The sequence below is a fragment of the Mesorhizobium sp. M1004 genome (genome assembly GCF_040318795.1).
Classification (GTDB): domain Bacteria; phylum Pseudomonadota; class Alphaproteobacteria; order Rhizobiales; family Rhizobiaceae; genus Mesorhizobium.
Genome location: NZ_JAMYNB010000002.1, coordinates 334,106 through 359,332, shown reverse-complemented (window position 1 = coordinate 359,332; position 25,227 = coordinate 334,106). Strand labels below are relative to the sequence as shown.

Genomic DNA, 25,227 nt, shown 5'->3' with positions numbered 1-25,227 from the left:
GTCGCCCCCTTGAGACGGGTGCGTGTTTTTGAAACTTCCGAATTAAGGCTACACGCCACCGCTGTAAACCGCCAAGCGATCTTCACGCCCGCAGCGAAATCCCCCAAGGTCGAACGGCGTCACGTCGGCTCTGGCTCGCTGACGAAGGCAGCGATTTCGCGCACCGTTCCCCGACGCATCATGCCGTCTGTGCCGGGGAAAGGCCACGTCTCGATGGGTGGCGCACGGCTTCCCTTGCGCCGCAGCAATGCAGTCAGGAACGCCATGAGTTCGATGCGCTGGGCGTGAACCTTCTCCAGCGTGCGGCGGCGGATGTGCTGACGCGGTATGGCACGATCTCGCAGCGTCTCGACGGCGCGGCGAATGGCAGCCGGTTCCGGATCGGCGACGATGCAATAATCCGGATCGAAATAGACGTCGCGACCGCCAAGGCTCGGCGTACTGACGATCGGCAGGCCGGCCATCAGATATTCCATCGAGGAGTACATCGCTCCTTCCACGGCCGACAGGCACAGCCCGACGGCGGCCTGGTTGTAGACGTGGTTGACCTGTTGCGCCGTCAGCTTGCCCGGCCAGCCGTCGACGAGCGGATTGGCGATCTGGTGGAGCGGCGAACGCGCCTGCAGTCGCCGAACAAAGGCGCGGGCGGCAACCGGCGGCAATTCGCCGATCGAATAGGTGATGTGGGCCAGCCGCTCTATGTCGAAGGCCAGGTGATGGCGTTTGATCGGCGAGATGCGGCCATTGTAGACCGCGTCGAATTCGACCGGCACGTCCGGCAGTGGCCGGAATATATCCTCCGACACCATCAGATTGTGGTTGGAGAAGATGGCATTGCCGCCCGCAGCTGCGATGAGACGGCGCTCTTCCTCGGTGTTGCACAGGAAGATGATTTCGTGCAGCGGAAACCGGCCGGCATACCAGGCGAGATCGCGGCCCATCCGGGCGATGACAGCCGGCCGCTCCATGGTCCAGGTCTGCATCGTCAGGAAGGTGACGCGGCGCGCCGCCAGGCGCCGGCCGAGCGCTGCCAGCGGATAGAGCGGCCGCGACCCGCCAATCGGGACATAGAGCACCAGCGGGTCGCGGCTGAGCACATGCAGCGACATGTCGATGCCGCCATCGACATCGGACAGCGGCCCGCGTGTCGGCAGGAGGAAGGGGACGCGCTTGCGCAGTGTCCCCCTGAGCTTGCCTTTGGTGCGGTGGACGCGCCGCGCCGCCAACAGCAGCAGGCGCTCAAGCGCCGATCCAGCCGGACCGACCAGCTCTTCGAACGCCTCCTGTTTGTCCTGATCCATGCCGCTTATCCCCGCCATGGCGATCATAGGGTCTGGTTGGCGCCCGAAGCAACCAACGGCTTCACCCGGCGTAGAGGGAGCACAAGCCGCCGTCGAGGCCGGTCGTCCCCTGCTTTTCGGGCCGCCGGCATTAAACCCCGCACCCACATCTGCTAGCGTGCGGGCATGAACATGCACACTTCAGCAGAAACCGACGCCCCCGAGGTGACACCGCCTGCGCCCGTCGGCAGCGTCACGCCGATGATGGAGCAATATATCGAGATCAAGGCGGCGAACCCGGATTCTCTGCTGTTCTACCGCATGGGCGATTTTTACGAGCTGTTCTTCGACGACGCCGAAAAGGCGAGCAAGGCGCTGGGCATCGTCCTGACCAAGCGCGGCAAGCACCAGGGTAACGACATTCCGATGTGCGGCGTGCCGGTGCATGCGGCCGACGACTATCTGCAAAAGCTGATCGGCCAAGGTTTTCGCGTTGCCGTCTGCGAGCAGATCGAGGACCCGGCGGAAGCCAGGAAGCGCGGCGGCAAATCGGTCGTACGCCGTGACGTGGTGCGCCTGGTGACGCCAGGCACCATCACCGAGGATAAATTGCTGGCGCCGTCGGAATCGAGCTTCCTGATGGCGCTAGGGCGGGTGAAGGGCGGCAACAGCGGTGACGCCTTCGCCCTGGCCTGGATCGAGATCTCGACCGGCGTCTTCCGCGTCGCCGAAACCACGACCGACCGCCTGCTGGCCGATGTCTTCCGCGTCGACCCGCGCGAGCTGATCGTCGCCGAGCCGGTGTTTTACGATCCCGAGTTGAAGCCGGTGTTCGACGTCATTGGCCGCGTTGCCAGCCCGCAGCCGCCGTCGCTTTTCGATTCGGCTTCGGCAGCGGGGCGGATCGCGCGTTTCTTCGAAGTGGCGACGCCGGACAGTTTCGGCGCCTTCTCGCGCGCCGAATTGTCGGCGATCTCGGGCGCCATCGCCTATGTCGAAAAGACGCAGAAGGCCGAGCGGCCGCCTTTGTCGCGTCCCGAACGCGAGGAGCAGGGCTCGACGCTGTTCATCGATCCTGCGACACGCGGCAATCTGGAACTGTTGCGCACGCTGTCGGGCAGCCGCGACGGCTCGCTGTTCAAGGCTATAGACCGCACGGTCACCGGCGGCGGCGCCAGGCTGCTCGCCGACCGGCTGATGGCGCCGCTGACTGACCCGGCGGCGATCGGCGCCAGGCTCGATTCTGTGTCGTTCTTCCGTGCGGAGACGCAGCTTTGCCAGGCGGTGCGGTCAGGCCTGAAGAGCGTCGCCGACATGCCGCGGGCGCTGTCGCGGCTGGCGCTCAACCGCGGCGGCCCGCGCGATCTCGGCGCGCTGCGTGCCGGCTTCGAAGCGGCGGCCACCATTGCCGAACTGTTCGGAACGGCCGTCCTGCCCGCGGAGCTGACAGCGGCACTTGCCGCGATAAAGGCGCTGCCGCGCGCGCTGGCCGGGCATCTGACCCAGGCTCTTGGCGAGGAACTGCCGCTGCTGAGGCGCGACGGCGGCTTCGTGCGCGGCGGCTACCATGCCGAGCTCGACGAGATGCGGGCGCTGCGCGATGAGTCTCGCAAGGTGATCGCCGGGCTGGAGCGCTCGCTGATCGAGGAGACTGGCATCCGCTCGCTGAAGATCCGCCACAACAATGTGCTGGGCTATTACATCGAGGTGACCGCCAACCATCATTCGATCATGACCGGAAGCGACGGCGCCAAGGCGCGCTTCATCCACCGCCAGACCATGGCCAACGCCATGCGTTTCACCACGACCGAACTTGCCGAACTCGAGACCAAAATCGCCAATGCCGCCGACCGGGCGCTGAGCATCGAGCTTGCCGCTTTCGACACGCTGACGACAGAGGCGGTCGCCGAGGCGCAAAAAATTCGCGCCGGCGCCGATGCGCTTGCCGTACTTGACGTGTCGGCGGCGCTCGCGCTGTTGTCGGAGAGTGAAGCCTGGTGTCGGCCGCTGGTCGATTCCAGCCTCGCCTTCGATATCTCGGGCGGACGCCATCCGGTGGTGGAACAGGCGCTGCGGCGCTCGGGCGAAGGGCCGTTCGTCGCCAATGATTGCGATCTGTCGCCGCAAGACGGTGCCAAGGCCGGCGCGATCTGGCTGCTCACCGGTCCGAATATGGGCGGTAAGTCGACCTTCCTGCGGCAAAACGCACTGATCGCCATCCTCGCCCAAACCGGTTCCTTCGTGCCGGCGACGTCGGCCCATATCGGCGTTGTCGACCGGCTGTTCTCGCGGGTCGGCGCCTCGGACGATCTGGCGCGCGGCCGTTCGACCTTCATGGTCGAGATGGTAGAGACGGCGGCGATCCTCAACCAGGCCGGCGAGCGGGCGCTGGTGATCCTGGACGAGATCGGTCGCGGCACCGCCACGTTCGATGGCCTGTCGATCGCCTGGGCGGCAGTCGAGTATCTGCACGAGAAGAACCGCTGCCGGGCGATCTTCGCCACTCATTTCCACGAAATGACGGCACTCTCCGGCAAGCTGCCGCGACTGCACAATGTCACGATGCGGGTTAAGGAGTGGGAAGGCGAAGTGGTCTTCCTGCACGAGGTCGGCAAGGGTGCCGCCGATCGCTCCTATGGCGTTCAGGTCGCTCGCCTTGCCGGTCTGCCGGAAGCGGTGGTCGGCCGGGCCAAAGAGGTGCTGCATCAGCTCGAGGAAGGCGATGTCTCCGGCAAGGCCAACCGGCTGGTCGACGATCTGCCGCTGTTTTCGGTGGCAATGAAGCGGGAAGCGGCAAAGCCTGCGAAGAGCGACGCATTGGGCGCAGCGCTGGGTGAGATCAATCCAGACGAGATGACGCCGCGCGAGGCGCTGGAAGCGCTCTACCGGCTGAAGGGGCTGGCGGGGAAAACCTAGTCCGATTTCAGCCTTGACCAATTGTACCGTTTGGTACAATGCTCGCCATCGCCTTTGCCGATGGGAGAGTGACATGAGCCGTCCGCCGCTGCCGCCCTTCACCGCCGAGACCGCCGCGCAGAAGGCGCGCATGGCCGAAGACGCCTGGAACAGCCGCGATCCCGAACGGGTTTCGCTCGCCTATACACAAGACAGCACCTGGCGCAACCGCGCCGAGTTCGTCTCGGGCAGAAATGAGATCGTCTCCTTCCTCACGCGCAAATGGGCTCGCGAGCTCGACTACCGCCTGATCAAGGAGGTCTGGACCTGGAACGACAACCGCATCGCGGTGCGCTTTGCCTATGAATGGCGCGACGACAGTGGCCACTGGTTCCGCTCCTACGGCAATGAGAATTGGGAATTCGACGCGGCCGGGCTGATGCGTAGGCGCGTCGCCAGCATCAACGACCTGCCGATCGCCGAGGGTGAGCGCAAATATCACTGGCCGCTCGGCCGCCGGCCGGACGACCATCCCGGCCTGTCCGAACTCGGATTTTAGAATATGATCCCTAGAGCTGTGTTGCGGTTTTCGGCAAAGATCATGCTCAAGCGGAAAAACTAGCGCATGCGCAGGATCGCGCCCGATCGCGCCGATTTGCTCTCCATCATCGGCGAGGTTTTCCGCGAACACGGCTATGAAGGGGCGAGCCTGGCGCGGATCGGTGCGGCGACCGGCCTAGGCAAAGGCAGCCTTTACCACTTCTTCCCCGGCGGCAAGGAAGAGATGGCGGCGGCTGTCATTGCCCATATAGATGGCTGGTTCGAGGAGAATGTCTTCGTGCCGTTGCAGGACAGGGCCTACCCTCGCACGGGCATCGATCGGATGTTCGAAGCGACCGACAGCTATTTCCGCTCGGGACGCCGGGTGTGCCTGATCGGCGCCTTCGCGCTGGACGAATCCCGCGACCTCTTCGCCATTGCGATCAAAAGCTATTTCGGCCGCTGGGTGGCGCATCTTGCCGAAGCGCTGACCCGAAGCGGGCACAGCGCTGGCAGGGCGGACGAACTCGCCGAAGAAGCGGTCGGCGCCATCCAGGGCGCGCTCACGCTGGCACGCGCCTTCGACGACACGGCAGTGTTTTCCCGCGCCCTGCAACGAGCGCGGGCGGCGCTGGAAACCACCTAGCCAATTGCATGGGCGTCTGGCATTCAGAATGCGAGTTGTTCATTGCCACCTCCTAGGCCCATCCATAACGAAATTGGGAAGGCAAATGGCGCGATCTCATGAAGCATTGCCGTGAGGATACTGCCCCACATGATTTGGACTCCGCACGAGGTCGTCAAGACTGAATTGCAACCTGGAGAAACCGTGCGCTGGACTGGATCTCCATCCTTTATGGGTATGCTTCGGACCCAGTTATTTCCGATTATTTTTGCCATCGCCTTGACCTGTTTCTGTACTCCACTCCTCCTCAGCGCTCTAAGCGAACCATTCCTTAAGCACATTGGGTGGAATTCACTCTCGCTGATCACGTGGTTTGTCGCTATTGGCTTTGGACTATGCCTGCTCGGCAATGCCGTCTGGAATACTTTGGCTGTATGGCGAACGGTCTACGCCGTGACCGACCGTCGAATCCTTATCATCAGCGATTTGTGGTGGCGGCATGTCCTTGCCGTGGCCCCTAATGCCATAAACACCATTGAGCGAAACGAACGCTCGAACGGTAGAGGATCGATTACCTTTCGCCGGGAAACGGTTGATACGGGCGACGAACCAACCACAACCACAGTGAGCTTTGTCGGTGTCCGCGATGTGCGAAACGCAGCGCGCGAGATCGAAAACCTACGACTGGGCAGCAAGTAGACGGCCAGTCTGACCAACCGCAATCAATTCAGATCATCTCCAGCCCGCGCTTGCGCGTCGGCGGTGGAAAGGCGCGGTCGAGTTCGGCGAGGTCTTCGGCCGTCAGCCTGATATCGTGCGCGGCGACATTCTGGCGGACGTGCTCCTGGCTGCTGGCCTTCGGGATGGCGATGACACCGGGCTGCGCCATCACCCAGGCGAGCGCGATCTGTGCTGCCGTGGCGTTGTGGCGGGCGGCGATGGTTTCCAGCCTAGAATTGCGCGCCAGCGCGCCCTGCTCGACCGGCGAATAGGCCATCAGCGGGATGCCGCGCTGCCGGCTCCACGGTACGAGATCGAATTCGGGGCCGCGCCGCGACAGATTGTAGAGTACCTGGTTGGTCTGGACATGATCGCCAGACGACAGACCGGTCAGTTCCTCCATTTCGTCGGTGTCGAAATTGCTGACGCCCCAGTGACGGATCTTGCCGGCCTTCTTCAACGCCTCGAAAGCGTCGACCGTTTCGCCTAGAGGCACACTGCCCGGCCAATGTAGGAGATAGAGATCGATGCGGTCGGTGCGCAGGCGCTTCAAGCTGTTTTCGCAGGCCCGCGCCACGCCGGTGCGCGAGGCATTGGACGGCAATACCTTGGAGACAAGAAAGAGTTCGTCGCGGCGCCCGGCAATGGCTTCCGCCACCACCTCCTCGGCGCCGCCGCTGGCATACATTTCAGCGGTGTCGATCAACGTCATGCCGAGGTCCAGCCCGAGCTTCAGGGCATTGACCTCCCCGGCGCGGCGGCGGGAATCTTCGCCCATCTTCCATGTGCCCTGTCCCAGCACCTGGACGGCCTCGCCCGAAGGCAGCGTGGTGGCTCTTATCGTCGATGGCATGTGGGCTCCTGGCGCCGTGTAATCGATGTGAATGGCATCACAACCACGGAGAGAAATCCAGAATGGATCTCTCCGGCATGGCCGTTGCTGCCTTACTTCGCCGGATGGGCGGCGAGCCAGGCCTGCATCTTGGCGATCTCGGCTTCCTGCGCGGCGATGACATCTTCGGCCAGCTTGCGGATTTCGGGATCCTTGCCATTGGCGAGTTCCACCTTGGCCATGTCGATCGCGCCCCGATGATGCGGGATCATGCCGCGCACGAAATCGACATCGGCATTGCCGGAATATTCGATCATCATGTCGGTGTGCATCTTGTCCATCGCCGCCTTGTAGCCGTCGGTCGAAGGACCTTGCGCGCCCATCGCGCCCATGTCGTGTTTCATCTCTTCGGATTGCGCCGGGACGCTTTCGAGGAAAACGGCAAGCAGCATTCCCGCCGCCATCATCAAAAGCACGATTTTCTTAGCCAAGGTCATCCATGATCTCCTGTTGATTGAAATTCGTATCTGGGGGCTTTGCTCAGAGTTTCAACGTCCGCAGCCGCAATGCGTTGGCGATCACCGAAACCGAAGACAGGCTCATGGCCGCCGCCGCCAGCATCGGCGACAAAAGCGTGCCGGTGAGCGGATATAGCACGCCGGCAGCAACCGGCACGCCAAGCACATTGTAGAGGAAGGCGAAAAACAGATTCTGGCGGATGTTGCGGATCGTCCCCTGCGCGAGCGTTCGCGCCCTGACGATGCCGTTGAGATCGCCCTTGACCAGCGTAATGCCGGCGCTCTCGACAGCGACATCGGCGCCGGTGCCCATGGCGATGCCGACATCGGCGCTGGCCAGGGCCGGCGCATCGTTGACGCCGTCGCCGGCCATGGCGATTCCGGCTTTCGCACGCAACTCCTCGACAAGGGCTGCCTTTTGTTCCGGCAGCAGGCCGGCGCGCACCTCGTCGATACCAAGGCTTTTGGCGATGGCGCGCGCCGTGCGCTCGTTGTCGCCGGTCGCCATGATGATCCGCAAGCCTCTGTCGTGCAGCGCCCTGATCGCCTCGGCTGTCGTTGCCTTGACCGGATCGGCGACCGCGACAATGCCGGCCAGTTTTTTGTCCACCGCAACGAACATCGCCGTCTTGCCTTCTGCCTGCAGCGCCTCGGCCCTGGCCGACAGGGAAGCGGTGTCGATGCCGACATCGGCCATCATGGCGGCGTTGCCGAGCGAAACCTTCCTGCCAGACACCGTGCCGGATACGCCCTTGCCGGTGACGGCGTCGAAGCCGCTGGCCTCGACGAGCGTCAGGCCGCGTACGTCGGCGCCGCCGACAATGGCCTCGGCCAGCGGATGCTCCGAGCCTTTTTCCAGGCCGGCGGCGAGCGCCAGCAATTCATTCTCGGACAGGCCTTCGGCAGCGACGACATCGGTCAAGCGAGGCTTGCCTTCGGTCAAGGTGCCGGTCTTGTCGACGATCAACGTGTCGACCGAAGCGAAGCGCTCGAGCGCGGCCGCGTCCTTGATCAGCACGCCCGCGTGCGCCCCGCGCCCGGTGGCGGTCATGATCGACATCGGCGTCGCCAGGCCGAGCGCGCAGGGGCAGGCGATGATCAGCACCGAGACCGCCGAGACGATGGCAAAGATCAAGCTGGGTTCGGGACCGAGGATCGCCCAGGCGGCAAAGGCCGCGAGCGCGACCAGCACGACGGCCGGCACGAAGTAGAAGGAGACGCGATCGGCCAGACCTTGAATCGGCGCGCGCGAACGCTGCGCCTTTGCGACCAGCTCGACGATGCGCGAAAGGGTCGTTTCGGAGCCGACCTTTTCGGCGCGCATGATCAGCGAACCGTTCTTGTTGAGCGTGCCGCCGGTCAAGGCATCGCCTTTCGTTTTTTCGACCGGCAGCGGCTCGCCCGAGATCATCGATTCGTCGATGGAGGAACGGCCTTCCGTTACAATGCCGTCGACCGGCACGGCGTCGCCCGGACGGAGGCGCAGGTGGTCGCCGGTCTTGACCGCATCGAGCGGCACGTCGGTCTCGGAGCCGTCCTCCCCGATCAGCCGTGCCGTCTTCGGCGCCAGGTCGAGCAGCGCACGGATGGCCGAGCCGGTCTTCTCGCGCGCCCGCAATTCGAGGACCTGACCGAGGAATACCAGCGCGACGATAACGGCGGCTGCCTCGAAATAGACCGGCACTGTGCCGCCATGACCGCGGAACTGATGCGGAAAGATGTCCGGAAACAGTGCGGCGACGACGCTGTAGAGGTAGGCCGCACCCACACCCAGCGAAATCAGCGTCCACATGTTGGGGCTGCGGTTGACCAGCGACTCCCAGCCGCGGTGGAAGAAGGGGAAGGCCGCCCACAGCACCACCGGGCTGGCCAGCGCCAATTCCAGCCAGACCATCGTTCGCCCGTCGACAAACGCCTGGAACGTCAGGCCGAGCATCGGCGCCATGGCAACGATCAGCAGCGGCAGGGACAGCACCGCGCTGACCCAGAACCGTCTGGTGAAGTCTACCAGTTCGGGGTTCGGGCCCTCATCGCCAGTGGGAACGCCCATCGGCTCAAGCGCCATGCCGCAGATCGGGCAGGAGCCGGGCTTGTCTCTTATCACTTCGGGGTGCATCGGGCAGGTGTATTGAGTGCCTTTCGGCACTGGCGACGGCGTCGGCCTATCGCCGAGATAGTTTTGCGGCTCGGCCTCGAACTTCGCCCGGCAGCCGGCCGAGCAGAAATAGAAACCCTGGCCTTCGTGGCGGAAAAAATGCCTGGCGGTAGCGCGGTCGACACTCATGCCACAGACGGGGTCGGTGGCGGTCAGGTATTTTTCGGGCCCGGCGACGAATTTCGTACGGCAACCCTCGCTGCAGAAGTGAAAGAGACGGCCGCCATGCTCGGCCGTCGGCTTGCCCGCGGCCGGATCGACGCTCATGCCGCACACCGGATCGCGCACCACGGCTTCGGCGGCCGGCTCAGCAGCCTTTGCCGCACAACAGCTGCCATCGGCCGCGTGGTGGTGATGCTCGGAATGCGCCATCGAAAAATGCCTTATATCTGTCTGGGTGAGGAGGTAGTGCTTCCAGTAACTGGAAGGTCAAGGGGCGATTTCGACTTTTCGATCATGGCCGTCATCGCGCACATCAAAGGGAAAATCGCTTACGCGACTTTGTTCCCATGCTATGGACGCGCGTCCCACTGCATCGATCCCACCCAAATGAAATGCCTGATTATCAATCTCGATCGGTCCCGCGATCGCCTCGCCCATGTAACGGCGGAGTTCGCGCGCATCGGCACCGCCTTCGAGCGGGTCGCCGCCATCGATGCGCGAGATCGGCCGGATCTGGCCGAAATGCCGCAGGGCAAGAAGCATTTGCGTCTGGCCGACGCCGAGATTGCCTGCCTGCTCAGCCACCAACAGTGTTGGTCGATGATCGCGACAGGTGAGGATGCTTACGCGGCGATTTTCGAGGACGATGTCGTTTTCCCGGACAAAGCCGGTGCTTTGCTTGCCGATGCGGGCTGGATTCCCGCCGATGCGGACATCGTCAAGTTGGAAACGTTCTTCAACCGGACCGTAATTTCACGCAAGCAAGTCGCCTGCGGCCACGGTTTTTCTGCGAGCAGACTGCACGGGCTCCATATCGGTACGGCGGGATACATCCTGTCCAGACAGGCCGCGCAGGACCTTCTTGCGGCAACGAATGAGATCAGCATTCCCGTCGATCACCTCATCTTCAATCCGCGTTTTGCGACCTCATCCGACAAGGTCATTTACCAACTCGTCCCGGCATTGTGCCTGCAGGCACAATTCCTCGGCGACAGTCCGGTGAGATTGCCAAGCCTGCTCAAGCAGGACCGAACAGAGGAATGGGTGGCAAGCGGGATAGGTAAACACCGCCAGAAGCCAATCACCGCCAAGGTAAGGATCGAGGCCAGGCGGTTGACGCGGCAGATCGCCGATCTCTTCCGGCTTCGGCGCGAGATGATCATCCCTTTCTGGTATCGCGGCCGACGCGTCCGTCCGCCCCATACACAGCGCCGTGAAAACGCGCTATAGACGCCGCGCAAAGGCGAGGCCCACCGGCAATCCATGGCAAAAATCTCCCTCAAGCTCGACGCGCTGATCGACAGCGAGGCTTTGCGCCGCGACATGACGGCGCTGATCTCGGCGGCCAGCGGCATCGAGCCCGGCGCGCGCGTCGGTGCGCTCCGGCTGCTGAAGGATCGGCTGACCGAGGGCCGCAAGGTTGCCGAGCGCATGCTGATGGACGATGGCAGCGGCACGGCCTGCGCCGCCCGGCTGTCGCATCTGATGGACGAGATCATCCGCGCCCTCTACGAGTTCGCCGCGACCCACGTCTACCGGGTGAAAAGCCCCTCGACCGCAGAGCGCATGGCGGTCGTTGCCGTCGGCGGCTATGGCCGCGGCACGCTGGCGCCGGGCTCCGACACCGACCTGTTGTTCCTGCTGCCCTACAAGCAGACGCCGTGGGGCGAACAGATCGTCGAATATATGCTCTATATGCTGTGGGACCTCGGGTTGAAGGTTGGCCACGCCACCCGCAACATCGACGAGTGTCTCAGGCTGTCGCGCAGCGATATCACCATCCGCACCACGATCCTGGAAGCGCGGTTCCTGTGGGGCGAACAGAAGCTCTTCGACGAATTGCTCACCCGCTTCGACCATGAAGTGGTGCGCACCACCGGACCGGAATATGTGCAGGCCAAGCTCGCCGAACGCGACGATCGCCATGCCAAGGCCGGCGAAAGCCGCTATCTGGTCGAGCCCAACGTCAAGGACGGCAAGGGCGGCCTGCGCGATTTGCAGACGCTGTTCTGGATCGCCAAGTATTTTTATCGCGTGCGCACCGGCGAGGAATTGGTCGACAAGGCTGTGTTCACCGAGGCCGAATACCGGGAATTCCTCAAGGCCGAGGATTTCCTCTGGGCGGTGCGCTGCCACATGCATTTCCTCACCGGCAAGGCCGAGGAACGGCTGCATTTCGACATCCAGCGCGAGATTGCCGAACGTCTCGGCTACACCACCCATCCCGGTCTGTCGGCGGTCGAGCGCTTCATGAAGCATTACTTCCTCGTCGCCAAGGATGTCGGCGACCTCACCCGCATCTTCTGCGCCGCGCTCGAGGAAGAGCAGGCCAAGCATGTGCCCGGCTTCAACCGCATCTTCCTCACCTTCCAGCGCCGCAAGCGCAAGCTGGCAGGCACGTCGGACTTCATTGTCGACAATCACCGCATCAACGTCGCCGACGACAGCGTGTTCGAGCGCGACCCGGTCAATCTGCTCAGGCTGTTCTGGTTCGCCGACAAGCACGGGCTGGAGTTCCATCCCGATGCGCTGAAGCTGCTCACCCGCTCGCTCGGTCTGGTCAACAAGTCGCTGCGGCGCGACGAGGAGGCCAACCGGCTGTTCCTCGACATCCTGACCTCGGACCGCAATGCCGAGCTTAATTTGCGGCGCATGAACGAGGCCGGCCTGCTCGGCAGGCTGATCCCCGATTTCGGCAGAATAGTCGCCATGATGCAGTTCTCGATGTACCACCACTATACGGTGGACGAGCACCTGATCCGCTGCATCGGCGTCTTGGCCGAGATCGAGCGCGGCGACGGCGAAAAGGTGCATCCGCTCTCGCACACGCTGATGCCGGGGCTAGAGAAGAGCCGCGAGGCGCTCTATGTCGCGGTGCTGCTGCACGACATCGCCAAGGGCCGGCCGGAGGATCACTCAGAGGCCGGCGCCCGGATCGCGCGCCGCATCTGCCCGCATATGGGGCTGTCGGCGGCCGACACCGAGACAGTCGCCTGGCTGGTCGAGAACCATCTCGTGATGTCGATGACGGCGCAGACGCGCGACCTCAACGACCGCAAGACGATCGAGGATTTCGCCTCGATCGTGCAATCGGTCGAGCGGCTGAAAATGCTGTTGATCCTGACCGTCTGCGACATCAGGGGTGTCGGGCCGGGCGTGTGGAACGGCTGGAAGGGCCAGCTCCTGCGCACGCTCTACTACGAGACCGAACTGCTTTTGACCGGCGGCTTCTCGGAAGTGTCGCGCGCCAAGCGGACGGCGGCGGCGCGCGAGCGGCTAGCCGAGGCGCTAGCCGATTGGCCGGACAAGGCCCGCAAGCGCTATGTCGGCCTGCATTACGAGAACTATCTGCTGACGGTCGACCTCCCCGATCAGCTGCGTCATGCCGAATTCATCCGCGAAGCCGACGCGGCAGGCAAGAAGCTCGCCACCGTGGTCAGGACGCACCAATTCGAGGCGGTGACCGAGATCACCGTGCTGGCGCAGGATCATCCGCGCCTGCTTTCGGTTATTGCCGGCGCCTGTGCCGGCGCCGGCGGCAACATCGTCGACGCGCAGATCTTCACCACGTCCGACGGCCGCGCGCTGGACATCATCCTGATCTCACGGGAATTCGACCGCGATGAGGATGAGCGCCGTCGCGCCCAGCGCGTCGGCCGGCTGATCGAGGACGTGCTGTCGGGCAAGAGCTGGCTGCCGGAGATGATCGAGAAGCGCACCCGGCCGCGGCGCGGCGCCAAGGTGTTCAAGATTCCGCCGCGCGCCGAAATCCGCAACACGCTGTCGAACCGGTTTTCGGTGATCGAGGTCGAGGGCCTGGACCGGCCTGGGCTGTTGTCGGAAATCACCAGTGCGTTGTCCGATCTCTCGCTCGACATCGCCTCGGCTCACATCACCACCTTCGGCGAGAAGGTGATCGACACTTTCTATGTCACCGACCTTACGGGGCAGAAGATCGACAACCCGGCACGCACCGCCACCATCCACGCCAGGCTGATCGCGGCGCTTGAAGGCGTTGTCCCAGAGCGCGGCGGCAAGGCCAAGGCGGCGGCCGAGTGACCATCACTTTGTCCCAATCACCCCCTTTGTCCCAATCATCCCCTTTGTCCCAATCATCCAGGCAATCTCCCCGCGCATGAGCCTCGTCAAGAAATTCGCCACGGTTGCGTCCGGCACGCTGATGAGCCGCGCCCTTGGCTTTGGCCGCGAGATGCTGATGGCTGCCGCACTCGGCACCGGGCCGGTGGCGGACGCCTTCAACGCCGCCTTCCAGTTTCCAAACACGTTTCGCCGGCTGTTTGCCGAAGGCGCCTTCAACGCCGCCTTCGTGCCGCTGTTTGCCAAGGAGATCGAGACCCACGGCACCGACGGCGCCAAGCGCTTTTCGGAGGAAGTGTTCGGCGTCCTGTTCACCGCACTTCTGGCGCTGACCATCGTCATGGAATTGGCGATGCCGCTGATCGTGCGCTATCTCGTGGCGCCGGGCTTTGCCGACACGCCGGGCAAGTTCGAGACGACCGTCCTGCTGGCGACGATCATGTTCCCGTATCTCATTTGCATGTCGCTCGCAGCGATGATGGCCGGCATGCTGAATTCGCTGCGCCGCTATTTCGCGGCTGCCGTGGCGCCGGCTTTCCTCAACATCATCCTGATCAGCGTGCTCGGCTACGCCTGGTACCACGGCATGGATGCCCGTGAGGTCGGTTTCAGCCTGTCCTGGGGCGTGCTGGCGGCGGGGCTGGTGCAGCTTGCCATCGTCTGGGTGGCGGTGCGCAATGCCGGCATCGCCATCGGCTTTCGCCGGCCGAAGATGACGCCCAACGTCAAGCGCCTGCTGATCCTGGCGCTGCCGGCGGCGATCACCGGCGGCATCACCCAGATCAACCAGCTGATCGGCACGGCGATCGCGTCGGCGCAGGACAGCGCCGTGTCCTCGCTTGCTTACGCCGACCGCATCTACCAGCTGCCGCTCGGCGTCGTCGGCGTCGCGGTGGCCATCGTGCTGTTGCCGGAGCTGTCGCGGGCGCTGAAATCGGGCAATCTGGTCGAGGCGGCCAATCTGCAGAACCGCTCGGTCGAGTTCACGCTGTTCATGACCTTGCCGGCGGCGGCGGCCCTTTGGGTAATGGCGGAGCCGATCGTGCGGCTGGTCTATGAGCGCGGCGCCTTCGCCGCCACCGGCTCGACGCCGACGGTGGCGGCGATCCTGGCGATCTTTGGCCTCGGCCTGCCGGCCTTCGTGCTGATCAAGGCCTTCACCCCCGGCTATTTCGCCCGCGAGGACACGCGCACGCCGATGATGTTCGCCGCCATTTCGGTCGGCGTGAACGTGATCACGGCACTGACGCTGTTCCCGAGCATGGGCGCGCCCGGCATTGCGGTGGCCTCGGCCGTGGCCGGCTGGGTCAACGCTGTGATGCTGCTTGCCGTGCTGATCCGACGCGGCCATTGGGGCCGCGACGTGCCATTGCTGAAGCGCATTCCGCGCCTGGTGCTGTCGGCTGCGGTGATGGCGGTGGCGCTCTATTTCGCCGAGCACTGGCTGGCCGTCAGGCTCGGCCCCGGCTCGCCACTGGTGATCAAGGCCGTGACGCTTCTCTCATTGGTGGCCGGCGGGGCGCTGCTCTACTTCGTCACGGCTTTCGCCACCGGCGGCGCCGATTTCGGAATGATCCGGCGCAATGTGAAACGCGGCTCGGGCAAGGCAGCGGCGCCAGCGCCAAACGCCGATCTGGACGAATAGTCCGGGCGAGCTAACAGCAACACCGGTCTTGATCCTCTCCGCCCCTTCGTCCATAAGCGCGCCGTCGCAAGACTTTCGCCGCGCGTGGTTTCCAGCCGCGTGATTGGCTCCGAAAGGTCTGCAACTTTTCGGAAACACGCTTAATACGGCCCTCCACAAGCCATGAGGAACCCATGACCGCCTTCAAACAGCTCGTCTTTTCCGGGGTACAGCCGACCGGCAATCTGCATCTCGGCAACTATCTCGGCGCCATCAAGAAATTCGTTGCGCTTCAGGACACGTCAGACTGCATCTATTGCGTCGTCGACCTGCATTCGCTGACGGCACAACTCGTCCATGATGACCTCGCAGACCAGACCCGCTCGATCACCGCCGCCTTCCTCGCCTCGGGCATCGACCCGAAGAAGCACATCGTCTTCAACCAGTCGCGGGTGATGCAGCATGCCGAGCTTGCCTGGATCTTCAATTGCGTGGCGCGCATCGGCTGGATGAACAAGATGACGCAGTTCAAGGACAAGGCCGGCAAGGACCGCGAGAACGCCTCGCTGGGCCTGCTTGCCTATCCCTCGCTGATGGCGGCCGACATCCTGCTCTACCGCGCGACCCATGTGCCGGTGGGCGAGGACCAAAAGCAGCATCTGGAGCTGACTCGCGACATCGCGCAAAAGTTCAATAATGATTTTTCGAGCCGCATCGCCAGTCTTGGCGTCGGAGTCGAGATGCAGGTTGGCGAAGAGACGGTAAACGGGTTCTTCCCGATAACCGAACCGGTGATCGGCGGGCCGGCGGCGCGCATCATGAGCCTGCGCGACGGTTCGAAGAAAATGTCGAAGTCGGACCCGTCCGACCTGTCGCGCATCAATTTGACCGACGATGCCGACACCATCTCGAAGAAGATCCGCAAGGCCAAGACCGACCCGGAAGCGTTGCCAAGCGAAGCCGACGGCCTGGAAAGCCGCCCGGAAGCGGAAAACCTGGTCGGCATCTATGCCGGGCTGGCCGAGATGTCGAAGGCGGACGTGCTGAAGGAATTCGGCGGCCAGCAGTTTTCCGTGTTCAAGCCGGCGCTCGCCGACCTTGCCGTGGAAAAACTGGCGCCGATCGCCGGCGAGATGCGCCGTATCGAGGGAGACCGCGCCTATGTCGACGCGGTGCTGAGAGACGGCGGCGAACGCGCCGGCGCGCTGGCTGGGACCACCATGAAGACGGTGCGCGACATTATCGGCCTGTTGCAGGGCTGATCCTACCGTCAGTGCACCGCACCATTCTGGCCCAAGGCCGGCGGCTTGCCGCCGGTCTGTCGCGGTGGCAGATTGCGGCCGAAACATCGAGTAGATAGACATGGTCTCCAAACGCCTCAGTCGCGAAGCCGGCCATCGCAGGAAATTCCTGACGATCATCGACGACACGCCGGAGTGCGAGCGCGCCGTCGCCTACGCCTCCAAGCGGGCGCAGAGCACCAGCGGCACGCTGGTGCTGCTCTACATCATCACCCCGGACGACTTTCAGCACTGGCTGGGCGTCGAGAAGATCATGCGCGAGGAAGCCAATGCCACGGCACGCGCGGCACTCGACGGCTACGCCAACAAGGTGCGCCAGAAGCTCGGCATCGAGCCCGAGATGGTGGTGCGCGAAGGCAAGCCGACCGAGGAGATCCACAAGCTGATCGAGGAAGACCAGGACATCGCCATCCTGGTGCTGGCGGCAGGTGCCGGCAAGGAAGGACCCGGGCCGCTGGTCGGGGCTGTTGCCGGCAAGGGCGCCGCCTTCCCTATTCCGGTCACAGTGGTGCCGCAGAACCTGTCTGACGAGGAGATCGACAGCCTCGCATAGGAGAGTGATGCCGGAAGTGTGGAAGCGGTTTTGGATAACATCACGATCCTGGATTTATAGCCCGCGCGGGATTCATTCCCAGCCAGCAAAAACATTCCGCCAGCCAGCCGTTTTGAGCGACGCGTTTCGCTTGAATGTCCAGCCGATTGAGCCTATTTAGAACTATTCCAAACTAGCTGCCCGACTGGGGCACGGAGACGGCCATGTTCATCCAGACCGAATCGACGCCGAACCCGGCAACGCTGAAGTTCCTGCCCGGCAAGGAAGTCCTTGTTGAAGGCACCGCCGATTTCCGCGACGCCGACAGTGCAGCCAGCGCCTCGCCGCTGGCCGGCCGGCTGTTCGAGATCCCCGGCGTGACCGGCGTCTTCTTCGGCTATGACTTCATCACCGTGACCAAGGACGGCCCGGACTGGCAGCACCTGAAGCCGGCGATCCTGGGCGCCATCATGGAGCATTTCATGTCGGGCGCGCCCGTCATGGTCAATGCCGGCCCCGCCGCCGAGACCAGCCAGACCGGCGAATTCTACGACAAGGCCGATGAGCAACTGGTCATCACCATCAAGGAATTGCTCGACACCAGGGTGCGCCCGGCGGTTGCCCAGGATGGCGGCGACATCACCTTCCGCGGCTTCGAGAACGGCACCGTGTTCCTGCACATGAAGGGCGCCTGCGCCGGCTGCCCGTCCTCGACGGCGACGCTGAAGCACGGCATCCAGAACCTGCTCCGCCACTTCGTGCCGGAAGTACAGCAGGTCGAGCAGGTCTCCTAAGACCCCTTCACGCATTCGAGCGAGCAACAAAAAACCGGGCCAGATTGCCCGGTTTTCTGTTTTGGACGTCCGTTGTTGCCTAGACGGTCCGCGTACGAAGGGTAACGCCTACTTTGACCATGATCTTCCCGAAAACCGGTTCCACTTTTCGCTTTCGTGGACCTCGGTTCCGGATCATGGTCCTACATCACGATGACCTTGGCGCCGACCGACGTGCGGTCGTAGAGGTCGATGATGTCCTGGTTCATCAGCCGGATGCAGCCTGACGACATCGCCTTGCCGATCGAATTCCATTCCGGACTGCCGTGCAGGCGGTAGCCCATATCACCGCCCTTGTTGAACAGATACATGGCGCGCGCGCCGAGCGGGTTCTTCAAGCCCGGCTCCATGCCGCTCGCGAACTTCGCTAGCTCCGGCTGGCGCTGGATCATCTGCCGCGGCGGCGTCCAGGTCGGCCATTCGCGCTTCAGCGCGATATGGGCGGTGCCGTGCCATTCAAAGCCTTCGCGGCCGACGCCGATGCCGTAGCGGATCGCCCGGCCGTCGCCTTCGACGAAGTAGAGAAACTTGTTCTGGGTATCGACGACGATGGTGCCCGGCTTTTCCGATGTGTCGTAGTTCACCTCTTGCCGGTGGTACTTCAGCGGCACCCTCTCGATCGGGATGCGCGGCAGTTGGTAGCCTGCATCGTTCACCGAACCGTAGTTGTTGGTGAACAGTTGCGAGCCGATCGTGCTGCAACCCGAGATCGCGGCCGACAACGCAAGTGCGGCGACGATTGCAAATGACTTCATGCGCATGAAATGGTCCGATGCCCCGCCAAGATGTCGCGACACGTTACGGCCGCTTTTCCTGAAATCATTCATGCTGGCATTTGCTTTGCTTGCCAAGCGCGCGATGCCTATATGCAGGAGCTTACGTGCCGGTAAGCCGTCAACTATGGCATTTCGGCAACAGGACTCACGGGATTGTGAAGGAAAAACAATGGGCGGCCCTGTCGGATAGCCTAGAATCAGGGAACCACATCGAGGAATCACAATGAATGTAGGCGATGCCGCGGCGCGGTCCGGCCTGCCGGCCAAGACCATCCGCTACTATGAAGAGATCGGCCTGATCGCGCCGGCGCGCGCCGGCAATGGCTATCGCGATTATTCCAGCGACGACATCCATCGGCTGGCCTTCCTGCGCCGTGCCCGCAACCTCGGCTTTTCAATCGACGATTGCCGCCAGCTGATGGCGCTCTACCGGGACCGCAGCCGCGCCAGCCACGATGTGCGCGAGATCGCCGCCGCCCATGTCAGCGCCATCGACGAAAAAGTGCGCGAGCTGCAGTCGATGCGCACGACCTTGCAGACGCTGATCCAGGCCTGCCATGGTGACGACCGGCCGGATTGCCCGATTTTGGATGATATTGCGGGGGCTGCGCAGGCCGCAGACAGGCGGGCCACGGTTTGAAGCACGGGCGCCGGGATAGACTGGGCGCCGGATGCGCAAGAAAAACCTCCAAAGGTCTATATCTCATTTGGCTAAAATTACGGAACGTCCAATGGACAAGAACGGAACCAAAGCGGTTACATCAGACCTTTTCGCTCACGACGTATGACTTTAGTCCGGCCGATTTATAGCTAAGAACGGAAGTCGATCGGCACGACATAGGGCCGCTGCGGATCAATACCAGACTGCACCCAGACGAATATGGTGCGATCGCGGAAGACGCTCGGACCAAGCCGTCACCCAGGTTTGTCAACCGAATAATCGTCTGATGAGGTGCGCGGATGCTGGGGTCAAAATCCGAAAGCGACCGCCACCTTCAGACCGAACGAGTAAGAAGCAGACCTAGCTTGAGATAGGTTCAAACTCTTCTCTGACTTCCTTCCAGAGCAAAAACTTGAATGGCCACGCTCTGAGATAGGGGATCAGCTTCTCTCGCGGCAGAGCCGCAAAAAGAAGGGTGGTCAGAACTGAAAACATACAGGACAGAAACGCCACAAAAGCTATCGGCATCATCAATACCGCAGTGAAGCCACCGACAATATGCGGCCAAGTACCCTTCTCAGCTACGATTCCCGCGCTAGCAAGAAGGCCAATCCCCAGCAAGATTAGGCCTATCGTGCCCAACGATACGAGCAGCGCGGTGAGTGCGGTTCTACGCTTCATATGCTTTGCCTCCCGGTAGCTTATCTCAAGCATAGCGGGGATCAATCCGCAGGGCGCGTTGTAAAGTATATAGTCGCCCTGCGAAAGGCGATTGTATGGTTGACAAACCCATTGCTCACGACCTTGGCTCTGCTAGTCTCGCGCTTGGGTTTGGGGGTCAAGACATGAATGCCGTTGAGTTTATCGACAAGGTTCTAACGCCGCTCGGTGGCGGGCTTGGCGTCCTGCTGGCATGCCGGTTTTCACCGCAACTTCGTGCGCAGGTCAGGCCTGGTCTGGAATTAGTGATGGCAGTTATTGTCGTGCTGATCCTGGGAGCCATCAAATGGCTCTAGGAGCTACCCAGCCGTAGGGAAGTTACCAATTTCGGAACCAAATTCCGCCTAACGCTTACGAGTCGTCGTTTCGTATAGGGCTTGGTCATTTACAAGGTTTCGTATGCATCCGCCCTGATAGCCGCGAGTCGGAACGCGCTATGCTGGTGCGGCGTGGCGTGCAACGGCTGTTGCGGGACATGGGCCCTCTGCATAACTGGCCCACGCTTGCCGCGGCGATAACAGGCCCTGACTGCCTCGATTTTTGATGATATGGCGGGCTTAGGCCGGGCGAAGACAAGGCCGCTTCGGGCAGTGACATAAGCGGCCGGACCTCGCTCATCCGAGACTTCAGGACCTTTTCGGCCATCCCGCTTCTCACAAACGCGGAGATGACACCGATCAGAGATTCGATCCAACGCAGTATTGTCCGCAGTACTTCCCGTAGCGCCTGGCCCATGACGTGACATGCCTCTCGGATCATCAACCGTAGTAGGATTATATTCCTATCTGGCCGAATTTGTCAATCGGATTTTGCCCAACATGGGTTCAAACCGTGAACAAAATCTGGCATGGTGGGTGCCATGCCGATCATTTCGCCGATTCCCCTCAATCCCCTCATCGACGGCCGCCAGTCCGAACGCGCCATGCTGGTGCGGCGCGGCGTGCAAAGGCTGTTGATGCAAATGGGCATGCATGTGCTGCCCGAACTGTCGCTGGCCACCGGGCGGCGCGCCGACCTTGTGGCGCTGACCCGGCAGGGCGATATCTGGATCATCGAGGTCAAATCCTCGATCGAGGATTTCCGCGTCGACCGCAAATGGCCTGACTACCGGCTGCACTCCGACCGCTTCTTCTTCGCCACCCATCCGGGCGTGCCATCGGAGATCTTCCCCGAGGAATGCGGCTTCATCCTCTCCGACGGCTACGGCGCCGAGATTCTGCGCGATGCGCCCGAGCACCGGATGGCCGCAGCAACGCGCAAGGCGCTGATGCTGCGCATCGCACGGGCGGGTGCGGCGCGGCTGCTGGCGGCGGAACTGGCGGGTGTGGCGGTGCCGGCGCTGGCGGGAGAGAGCGAGTAGACGAAGCTCAAGTTCCTCGCCCCGCTTTGCGGGGGCGAGGAACCCAAGAACACCTACTCCACCACCTCCTCCACCCCTGCCGCCGACGCCATCAGGAGCACGGCGGCACCCAGCAGCGCTGCAACGAAGGACCCCGCCAGGATGCCGACCTTGACGGCGTCCTGCAGCGCCATGTCGTTGGCGAAGGCGAGCAGGCCGATGAACAGGCTCATGGTGAAGCCGATGCCGCAGAGCAGCGAAATGCCGATCATGTGCAGCCAGCCGGCATTGACCGGCAGGTCGGCGAAGCCGAGCCGGATCGCCAGCGCCGAGGAGCCGAAGACGCCGGCCAGCTTGCCCAGCACCAGGCCGGCGGCAACGCCGAGCGTCAGCGGCTCGACCAGGGCAGAGGCGCTGAGGCCGGCCAGCGACACGCCGGCATTGGCAAAGCCGAAAATCGGGATGACGAAGAACGGCACGATCTTGTGCAGGCCGTGCTCCAACCGGTGCAGCGGCGAATGGTCGAGATCGTGCCCGCTGCCGGGAGAAGTTTTCAGCGGAATGGTGAGCGCCAGCGCCACGCCGGCCAGCGTCGCATGCACACCCGATTTCAGCACGAGCACCCACAGCACGGCGCCGAGCACGAGGTAAGGCTTCAGCCTCGTCACCCGCATGCGGTTGAGCACGATGAGCACCGCGATGACGGCGAAGGCCGCACCGAGATAGGCCAGCGACAGGCTGCTTGTGTAGAAGATGGCGATGATGATGACGGCGCCGAGATCGTCGATGATGGCGAGCGCGGTGAGAAATATCTTGAGCGACGCCGGCACGCGGTTGCCGAGCAGCGACAGTACGCCGAGCGCAAAGGCGATATCGGTGGCGGTCGGGATCGCCCAGCCGGAGAGCGCGGCGGCGTTGTTGCGGTTGATGGCGACATAGACCAGCGCGGGAACCAGCATGCCGCCGGCGGCGGCGACGCCCGGCAGCACGCGGCGCGGCCAGGTCGAGAGCTGACCGTCGAGCATCTCGCGCTTGATCTCGAGGCCGACCAGCAGGAAGAACACCGCCATCAGCCCATCATTGATCCAGTGCGACACGCTGAGCGGGCCGAGATAGGCGTGGAGAGCGGCGAAATAGGTTTCGGCCAATGGTGAATTGGCGACGATCAGCGCAAGGGCTGCCGCAACCATCAGGATGATGCCGCCCGCCGCCTCGCCATCGAGGAATTCGCGAAGGATGGATTTCGGCTGCTTGTCGCGCATCTGTGCTCCGTTGCCGGGTTTTCCGGCGGCGTTATTGCCGATGATGGGCAAAGGTCGATGGCACGGCAACCGCAACTGTTTCCAGCGTTGGCGCCGCCCCTCATTGTCCTGCCGGACGTTCGTCATTCGAAAAGCCAAGCAGTTGGCTTTTCGTCCACTTCGCGGACCATTCCTCAACTCCCCACATAGCGACGGGGAGAAAGAGGCAGCTTCAGCCTCGCCGTCGTCTCCTGCAACGCCGGCGATTGGCGAAACCGGCGATGAGAGCGCCCCTCTCCCCCGTCTCTATACGGGGAGAGGATGCCGGCAGGCAGGTGAGGGGCAGCGCTGAGGTTCGGCAATTGGCGGCCGGCGCCACCGGCGCGTGAACGTCAGCGTGGTGCGCGCTTGGCGAGTATGCGCTGCAGCGTGCGGCGATGCATGTTGAGCCGGCGCGCGGTTTCCGACACGTTGCGGTCGCACATTTCGTAGACGCGCTGGATGTGTTCCCAGCGCACGCGGTCGGCCGACATCGGATTTTCCGGGGGGGCGGCGCGCTCGCCGGCGGTGCGGGTGAGCGCTGCAAACACGTCGTCGGCGTCAGCCGGCTTCGACAGATAGTCGATGGCGCCGAGCTTCACCGCGGTCACCGCGGTGGCGATGTTGCCGTAGCCGGTGAGGATGACGGTGCGGGCATCGTCGCGCTTCTCGCGGATGGCGGCGACGACGTCGAGGCCGTTGCCGTCGCCAAGCCGCATGTCGACCACCGCATAGGCCGGCGGGTGGGCGCGCGCCTTGGCCACTGCCTCCTCGACGCTCTCGGCCGTCTCGACCACGAAACCCCTGGTTTCCATGGCGCGGGCCAGCCGCGTCAGGAACGGCTTGTCGTCGTCGACGATGAGCAGCGAGGTGTCCTCGCCTTCGACCATTGCGCCAATTGCTTCTTCGCCAGTCATTATCTCAAAAAATCCTGCTGCCTTAATTTTACGCAGATATAGTTCCTGAACGCCATTGTCCAATTTTGCCGCCTCCGCCAAGGCTTTTACGCGGTGTCGAACATCGAGATCCCCACCGATTCCGGGTTGAGGAAGACCGTGCGCGGCCACGATATCTGCACGATCGCGCCTTCGCCCAGTCCGCTCGAATTGCGGAAATCGAGCGTGGCGCCGGAGCGTTCGAGCAAGGTCTTGGCGATGAACAGCCCGAGACCCAGGCCACCGCCAGCCTCGTTGCCCTGGCGTGTCGACATATAGGGCTCGCCGATGCGATCGATGATTTCGGGGGGAAAGCCCGGCCCGTCATCGATGATCGAGAAGGTGACGTCGAGTTCGTCCCAGCTCCATCGCACCGTCACACTGTTGCGGGCGAAGTCGACGGCGTTCTCGACCAGATTGCCGAGGCCGTAGATGACGCCGGGGTTGCGCCGTCCCACCGGTTCGGGGCCGACGCGCTCGCCCGGCCGAAGCTTGATCGAGATGCCGAAATCGCGGTGCGGCGCGGTCACCTCCTCGACCAGCGAGGTCAGCGGCAGACGCGACAGATGCGCCTCGCCCTCGGAGGACAGGCTGGTCAGCCGCTTCAGGATCTCGCGGCAGCGCTCGCTCTGCGACCGCAGAAGTTTGACGTCCTCACCGTATTTTGGGTCGTCGCCAAGTGCCTTTTCCATCTCCTTGGAGACAAGGGCGATGGTGGCGAGCGGCGTGCCGAGTTCGTGCGCGGCGGCGGCGGCAAGCCCATCCAGAGCCGACAGATGCTGCTCGCGCTGCAACACCAGTTCGGTGGCGGCAAGCGCATTGGCGAGCAGGCGGGCTTCCTCGGCGACGCGGAAGGCATAGATGGCGGTGAAGGCGATCGAGGAAAACACCGCCATCCATATGCCGGCGACATAGATGAATGGCATGGGCAGCGGCGCGCCCTCATACCATGGCAGCGGCTGGTGGAAGAAGACCAGCAACGTGGCCGCCGCCATGACCAGCGCGCCGAGCACCGCAGTTAGCCGCAGCGGCAGCGACGCCGCCGAGATGACGACGGGCACGGTCATCAGCACCGAGAACGGGTTGGTGAGGCCGCCAGTCAAAAAGAGCAGGCCGGCAAGCTGCAGGCTGTCGAAGGTCAGGATGAAAAAGGCTGAGAACGGGGTCAGCCGGTGCGCTGCCGGATAGCGGAAGGTCAGCACCAGGTTAAGCCAGGCCGAGCAGGCGACCAGCGCGAAGCAGAGGCTGACCGGCAGCGGGAATTTGAGCCCATAGGCGACGACCAGCACCGCCAGGCTCTGGCCCACGATGGCCAGCCAGCGCAGCCGGATCAGCGTGTTGAGGCGCAGCCGCTGGCTTTGCTGGAAGTCTGGCGCGTGCACGATGTTGATCATGGCCAAG

At 63.2% G+C, this 25,227-nt stretch carries 22 protein-coding genes; 13 read left to right on the top strand and 9 right to left on the bottom strand.

Annotated features, from left to right (window positions below; translation table 11 throughout):
• Window positions 1-119: 119 nt before the first annotated feature.
• Complete coding sequence (locus tag NKH54_RS05890; protein ID WP_032934763.1) at window positions 120-1,301, bottom strand: glycosyltransferase family protein; 1,182 nt, start codon at window positions 1,299-1,301, stop codon at window positions 120-122.
• Between the two features lie 165 nt (window positions 1,302-1,466).
• Between NKH54_RS05890 and mutS the strand changes: the two genes are divergently transcribed.
• The 4 genes from mutS (at window position 1,467) to NKH54_RS05870 (ending at window position 6,039) form a co-directional block, all read left to right on the top strand.
• Complete coding sequence (mutS, locus tag NKH54_RS05885) at window positions 1,467-4,196, top strand: DNA mismatch repair protein MutS (protein WP_353027866.1); 2,730 nt, start codon at window positions 1,467-1,469, stop codon at window positions 4,194-4,196.
• Window positions 4,197-4,269: 73 nt separating this feature from the next.
• Entirely contained in the window at window positions 4,270-4,734 is a 465-nt protein-coding gene (locus NKH54_RS05880) for a nuclear transport factor 2 family protein (RefSeq protein ID WP_023703104.1), read from the top strand.
• Window positions 4,735-4,800: 66 nt separating this feature from the next.
• Window positions 4,801-5,361 carry a TetR/AcrR family transcriptional regulator gene (locus NKH54_RS05875; protein ID WP_023690028.1) on the top strand — a complete coding sequence of 187 codons (561 nt, stop codon included), beginning with the start codon at window positions 4,801-4,803 and terminating at the stop codon, window positions 5,359-5,361.
• Window positions 5,362-5,490: 129 nt separating this feature from the next.
• Window positions 5,491-6,039 (top strand): hypothetical protein, encoded by a 549-nt coding sequence (locus tag NKH54_RS05870; protein WP_023703105.1) that lies wholly within the window; start codon window positions 5,491-5,493, stop codon window positions 6,037-6,039.
• A gap of 28 nt (window positions 6,040-6,067) precedes the next feature.
• Here NKH54_RS05870 and NKH54_RS05865 read toward each other — a convergent pair whose 3' ends face one another.
• From NKH54_RS05865 to NKH54_RS05855, 3 genes are all read right to left on the bottom strand, one after another.
• Window positions 6,068-6,913 (bottom strand): aldo/keto reductase, encoded by an 846-nt coding sequence (locus NKH54_RS05865; protein ID WP_023703106.1) that lies wholly within the window; start codon window positions 6,911-6,913, stop codon window positions 6,068-6,070.
• Window positions 6,914-7,005: 92 nt separating this feature from the next.
• On the bottom strand, window positions 7,006-7,389 hold the full coding sequence (gene copM / locus NKH54_RS05860; protein WP_023685134.1) for a CopM family metallochaperone: 384 nt from the start codon (window positions 7,387-7,389) through the stop codon (window positions 7,006-7,008).
• A gap of 43 nt (window positions 7,390-7,432) precedes the next feature.
• On the bottom strand, window positions 7,433-9,937 hold the full coding sequence (locus NKH54_RS05855) for a heavy metal translocating P-type ATPase (protein WP_023703107.1): 2,505 nt from the start codon (window positions 9,935-9,937) through the stop codon (window positions 7,433-7,435).
• A 177-nt stretch (window positions 9,938-10,114) separates the two neighbouring features.
• Between NKH54_RS05855 and NKH54_RS05850 the strand changes: the two genes are divergently transcribed.
• From NKH54_RS05850 to NKH54_RS05825, 6 genes are all read left to right on the top strand, one after another.
• A complete protein-coding gene (locus NKH54_RS05850; protein ID WP_502907480.1) occupies window positions 10,115-10,957 on the top strand; it encodes a glycosyltransferase family 25 protein in 843 nt (280 codons plus the stop codon).
• A 33-nt stretch (window positions 10,958-10,990) separates the two neighbouring features.
• Entirely contained in the window at window positions 10,991-13,786 is a 2,796-nt protein-coding gene (locus NKH54_RS05845) for a [protein-PII] uridylyltransferase (protein ID WP_352909052.1), read from the top strand.
• Between the two features lie 76 nt (window positions 13,787-13,862).
• Window positions 13,863-15,470: a murein biosynthesis integral membrane protein MurJ gene (murJ, locus tag NKH54_RS05840; RefSeq protein WP_353027864.1), complete on the top strand. Its 1,608-nt coding sequence runs from the start codon at window positions 13,863-13,865 to the stop codon at window positions 15,468-15,470.
• A 173-nt stretch (window positions 15,471-15,643) separates the two neighbouring features.
• The gene (trpS, locus tag NKH54_RS05835) at window positions 15,644-16,711 is read left to right on the top strand and encodes a tryptophan--tRNA ligase (RefSeq protein WP_023738118.1); all 1,068 of its coding nucleotides are present in this window, start codon (window positions 15,644-15,646) and stop codon (window positions 16,709-16,711) included.
• 100 nt (window positions 16,712-16,811) lie between these two features.
• Window positions 16,812-17,303 carry a universal stress protein gene (locus NKH54_RS05830; RefSeq protein WP_023672856.1) on the top strand — a complete coding sequence of 164 codons (492 nt, stop codon included), beginning with the start codon at window positions 16,812-16,814 and terminating at the stop codon, window positions 17,301-17,303.
• Window positions 17,304-17,506: 203 nt separating this feature from the next.
• On the top strand, window positions 17,507-18,076 hold the full coding sequence (locus NKH54_RS05825) for a NifU family protein (RefSeq protein ID WP_023685140.1): 570 nt from the start codon (window positions 17,507-17,509) through the stop codon (window positions 18,074-18,076).
• Window positions 18,077-18,258: 182 nt separating this feature from the next.
• Here NKH54_RS05825 and NKH54_RS05820 read toward each other — a convergent pair whose 3' ends face one another.
• A complete protein-coding gene (locus NKH54_RS05820; protein WP_023692663.1) occupies window positions 18,259-18,876 on the bottom strand; it encodes a L,D-transpeptidase in 618 nt (205 codons plus the stop codon).
• 238 nt (window positions 18,877-19,114) lie between these two features.
• Between NKH54_RS05820 and cueR the strand changes: the two genes are divergently transcribed.
• On the top strand, window positions 19,115-19,531 hold the full coding sequence (gene cueR, locus NKH54_RS05815) for a Cu(I)-responsive transcriptional regulator (RefSeq protein ID WP_353027863.1): 417 nt from the start codon (window positions 19,115-19,117) through the stop codon (window positions 19,529-19,531).
• Window positions 19,532-19,912: 381 nt separating this feature from the next.
• On the opposite strand, the gene NKH54_RS05810 is transcribed toward cueR, so the two are convergent.
• On the bottom strand, window positions 19,913-20,233 hold the full coding sequence (locus NKH54_RS05810) for a hypothetical protein (RefSeq protein WP_353027862.1): 321 nt from the start codon (window positions 20,231-20,233) through the stop codon (window positions 19,913-19,915).
• Window positions 20,234-20,328: 95 nt separating this feature from the next.
• Here NKH54_RS05810 and NKH54_RS05805 point away from each other — a divergent pair, with 95 nt between their 5' ends.
• Complete coding sequence (locus NKH54_RS05805; protein ID WP_353027861.1) at window positions 20,329-20,568, top strand: hypothetical protein; 240 nt, start codon at window positions 20,329-20,331, stop codon at window positions 20,566-20,568.
• Between the two features lie 563 nt (window positions 20,569-21,131).
• Window positions 21,132-21,632, top strand: a complete 501-nt coding sequence (locus tag NKH54_RS05800) for an MmcB family DNA repair protein (RefSeq protein WP_023692665.1) — start codon at window positions 21,132-21,134, stop codon at window positions 21,630-21,632.
• A 53-nt stretch (window positions 21,633-21,685) separates the two neighbouring features.
• On the opposite strand, the gene nhaA is transcribed toward NKH54_RS05800, so the two are convergent.
• From nhaA to NKH54_RS05785, 3 genes are all read right to left on the bottom strand, one after another.
• The gene (gene nhaA, locus NKH54_RS05795; RefSeq protein ID WP_353027860.1) at window positions 21,686-22,873 is read right to left on the bottom strand and encodes a Na+/H+ antiporter NhaA; all 1,188 of its coding nucleotides are present in this window, start codon (window positions 22,871-22,873) and stop codon (window positions 21,686-21,688) included.
• A gap of 371 nt (window positions 22,874-23,244) precedes the next feature.
• Window positions 23,245-23,808, bottom strand: coding sequence for an ActR/PrrA/RegA family redox response regulator transcription factor (locus tag NKH54_RS05790; RefSeq protein ID WP_023672848.1), 564 nt, complete (start codon window positions 23,806-23,808; stop codon window positions 23,245-23,247).
• A gap of 86 nt (window positions 23,809-23,894) precedes the next feature.
• Window positions 23,895-25,220 carry an ActS/PrrB/RegB family redox-sensitive histidine kinase gene (locus NKH54_RS05785; protein WP_023692667.1) on the bottom strand — a complete coding sequence of 442 codons (1,326 nt, stop codon included), beginning with the start codon at window positions 25,218-25,220 and terminating at the stop codon, window positions 23,895-23,897.
• Window positions 25,221-25,227: the final 7 nt, after the last annotated feature.

Coding starts and splice junctions, on each gene's coding strand:
- NKH54_RS05890 (WP_032934763.1), bottom strand. CDS start 1,301: ATGGATCAGGACAAACAGGAGGCGTTCGAAGAGCTGGTCGGTCCGGCT.
- mutS (WP_353027866.1), top strand. CDS start 1,467: ATGAACATGCACACTTCAGCAGAAACCGACGCCCCCGAGGTGACACCG.
- NKH54_RS05880 (WP_023703104.1), top strand. CDS start 4,270: ATGAGCCGTCCGCCGCTGCCGCCCTTCACCGCCGAGACCGCCGCGCAG.
- NKH54_RS05875 (WP_023690028.1), top strand. CDS start 4,801: ATGCGCAGGATCGCGCCCGATCGCGCCGATTTGCTCTCCATCATCGGC.
- NKH54_RS05870 (WP_023703105.1), top strand. CDS start 5,491: ATGATTTGGACTCCGCACGAGGTCGTCAAGACTGAATTGCAACCTGGA.
- NKH54_RS05865 (WP_023703106.1), bottom strand. CDS start 6,913: ATGCCATCGACGATAAGAGCCACCACGCTGCCTTCGGGCGAGGCCGTC.
- copM (WP_023685134.1), bottom strand. CDS start 7,389: ATGACCTTGGCTAAGAAAATCGTGCTTTTGATGATGGCGGCGGGAATG.
- NKH54_RS05855 (WP_023703107.1), bottom strand. CDS start 9,937: ATGGCGCATTCCGAGCATCACCACCACGCGGCCGATGGCAGCTGTTGT.
- NKH54_RS05850 (WP_502907480.1), top strand. CDS start 10,115: ATGAAATGCCTGATTATCAATCTCGATCGGTCCCGCGATCGCCTCGCC.
- NKH54_RS05845 (WP_352909052.1), top strand. CDS start 10,991: ATGGCAAAAATCTCCCTCAAGCTCGACGCGCTGATCGACAGCGAGGCT.
- murJ (WP_353027864.1), top strand. CDS start 13,863: ATGAGCCTCGTCAAGAAATTCGCCACGGTTGCGTCCGGCACGCTGATG.
- trpS (WP_023738118.1), top strand. CDS start 15,644: ATGACCGCCTTCAAACAGCTCGTCTTTTCCGGGGTACAGCCGACCGGC.
- NKH54_RS05830 (WP_023672856.1), top strand. CDS start 16,812: ATGGTCTCCAAACGCCTCAGTCGCGAAGCCGGCCATCGCAGGAAATTC.
- NKH54_RS05825 (WP_023685140.1), top strand. CDS start 17,507: ATGTTCATCCAGACCGAATCGACGCCGAACCCGGCAACGCTGAAGTTC.
- NKH54_RS05820 (WP_023692663.1), bottom strand. CDS start 18,876: ATGCGCATGAAGTCATTTGCAATCGTCGCCGCACTTGCGTTGTCGGCC.
- cueR (WP_353027863.1), top strand. CDS start 19,115: ATGAATGTAGGCGATGCCGCGGCGCGGTCCGGCCTGCCGGCCAAGACC.
- NKH54_RS05810 (WP_353027862.1), bottom strand. CDS start 20,233: ATGAAGCGTAGAACCGCACTCACCGCGCTGCTCGTATCGTTGGGCACG.
- NKH54_RS05805 (WP_353027861.1), top strand. CDS start 20,329: ATGGTTGACAAACCCATTGCTCACGACCTTGGCTCTGCTAGTCTCGCG.
- NKH54_RS05800 (WP_023692665.1), top strand. CDS start 21,132: ATGCCGATCATTTCGCCGATTCCCCTCAATCCCCTCATCGACGGCCGC.
- nhaA (WP_353027860.1), bottom strand. CDS start 22,873: ATGCGCGACAAGCAGCCGAAATCCATCCTTCGCGAATTCCTCGATGGC.
- NKH54_RS05790 (WP_023672848.1), bottom strand. CDS start 23,808: ATGACTGGCGAAGAAGCAATTGGCGCAATGGTCGAAGGCGAGGACACC.
- NKH54_RS05785 (WP_023692667.1), bottom strand. CDS start 25,220: ATGATCAACATCGTGCACGCGCCAGACTTCCAGCAAAGCCAGCGGCTG.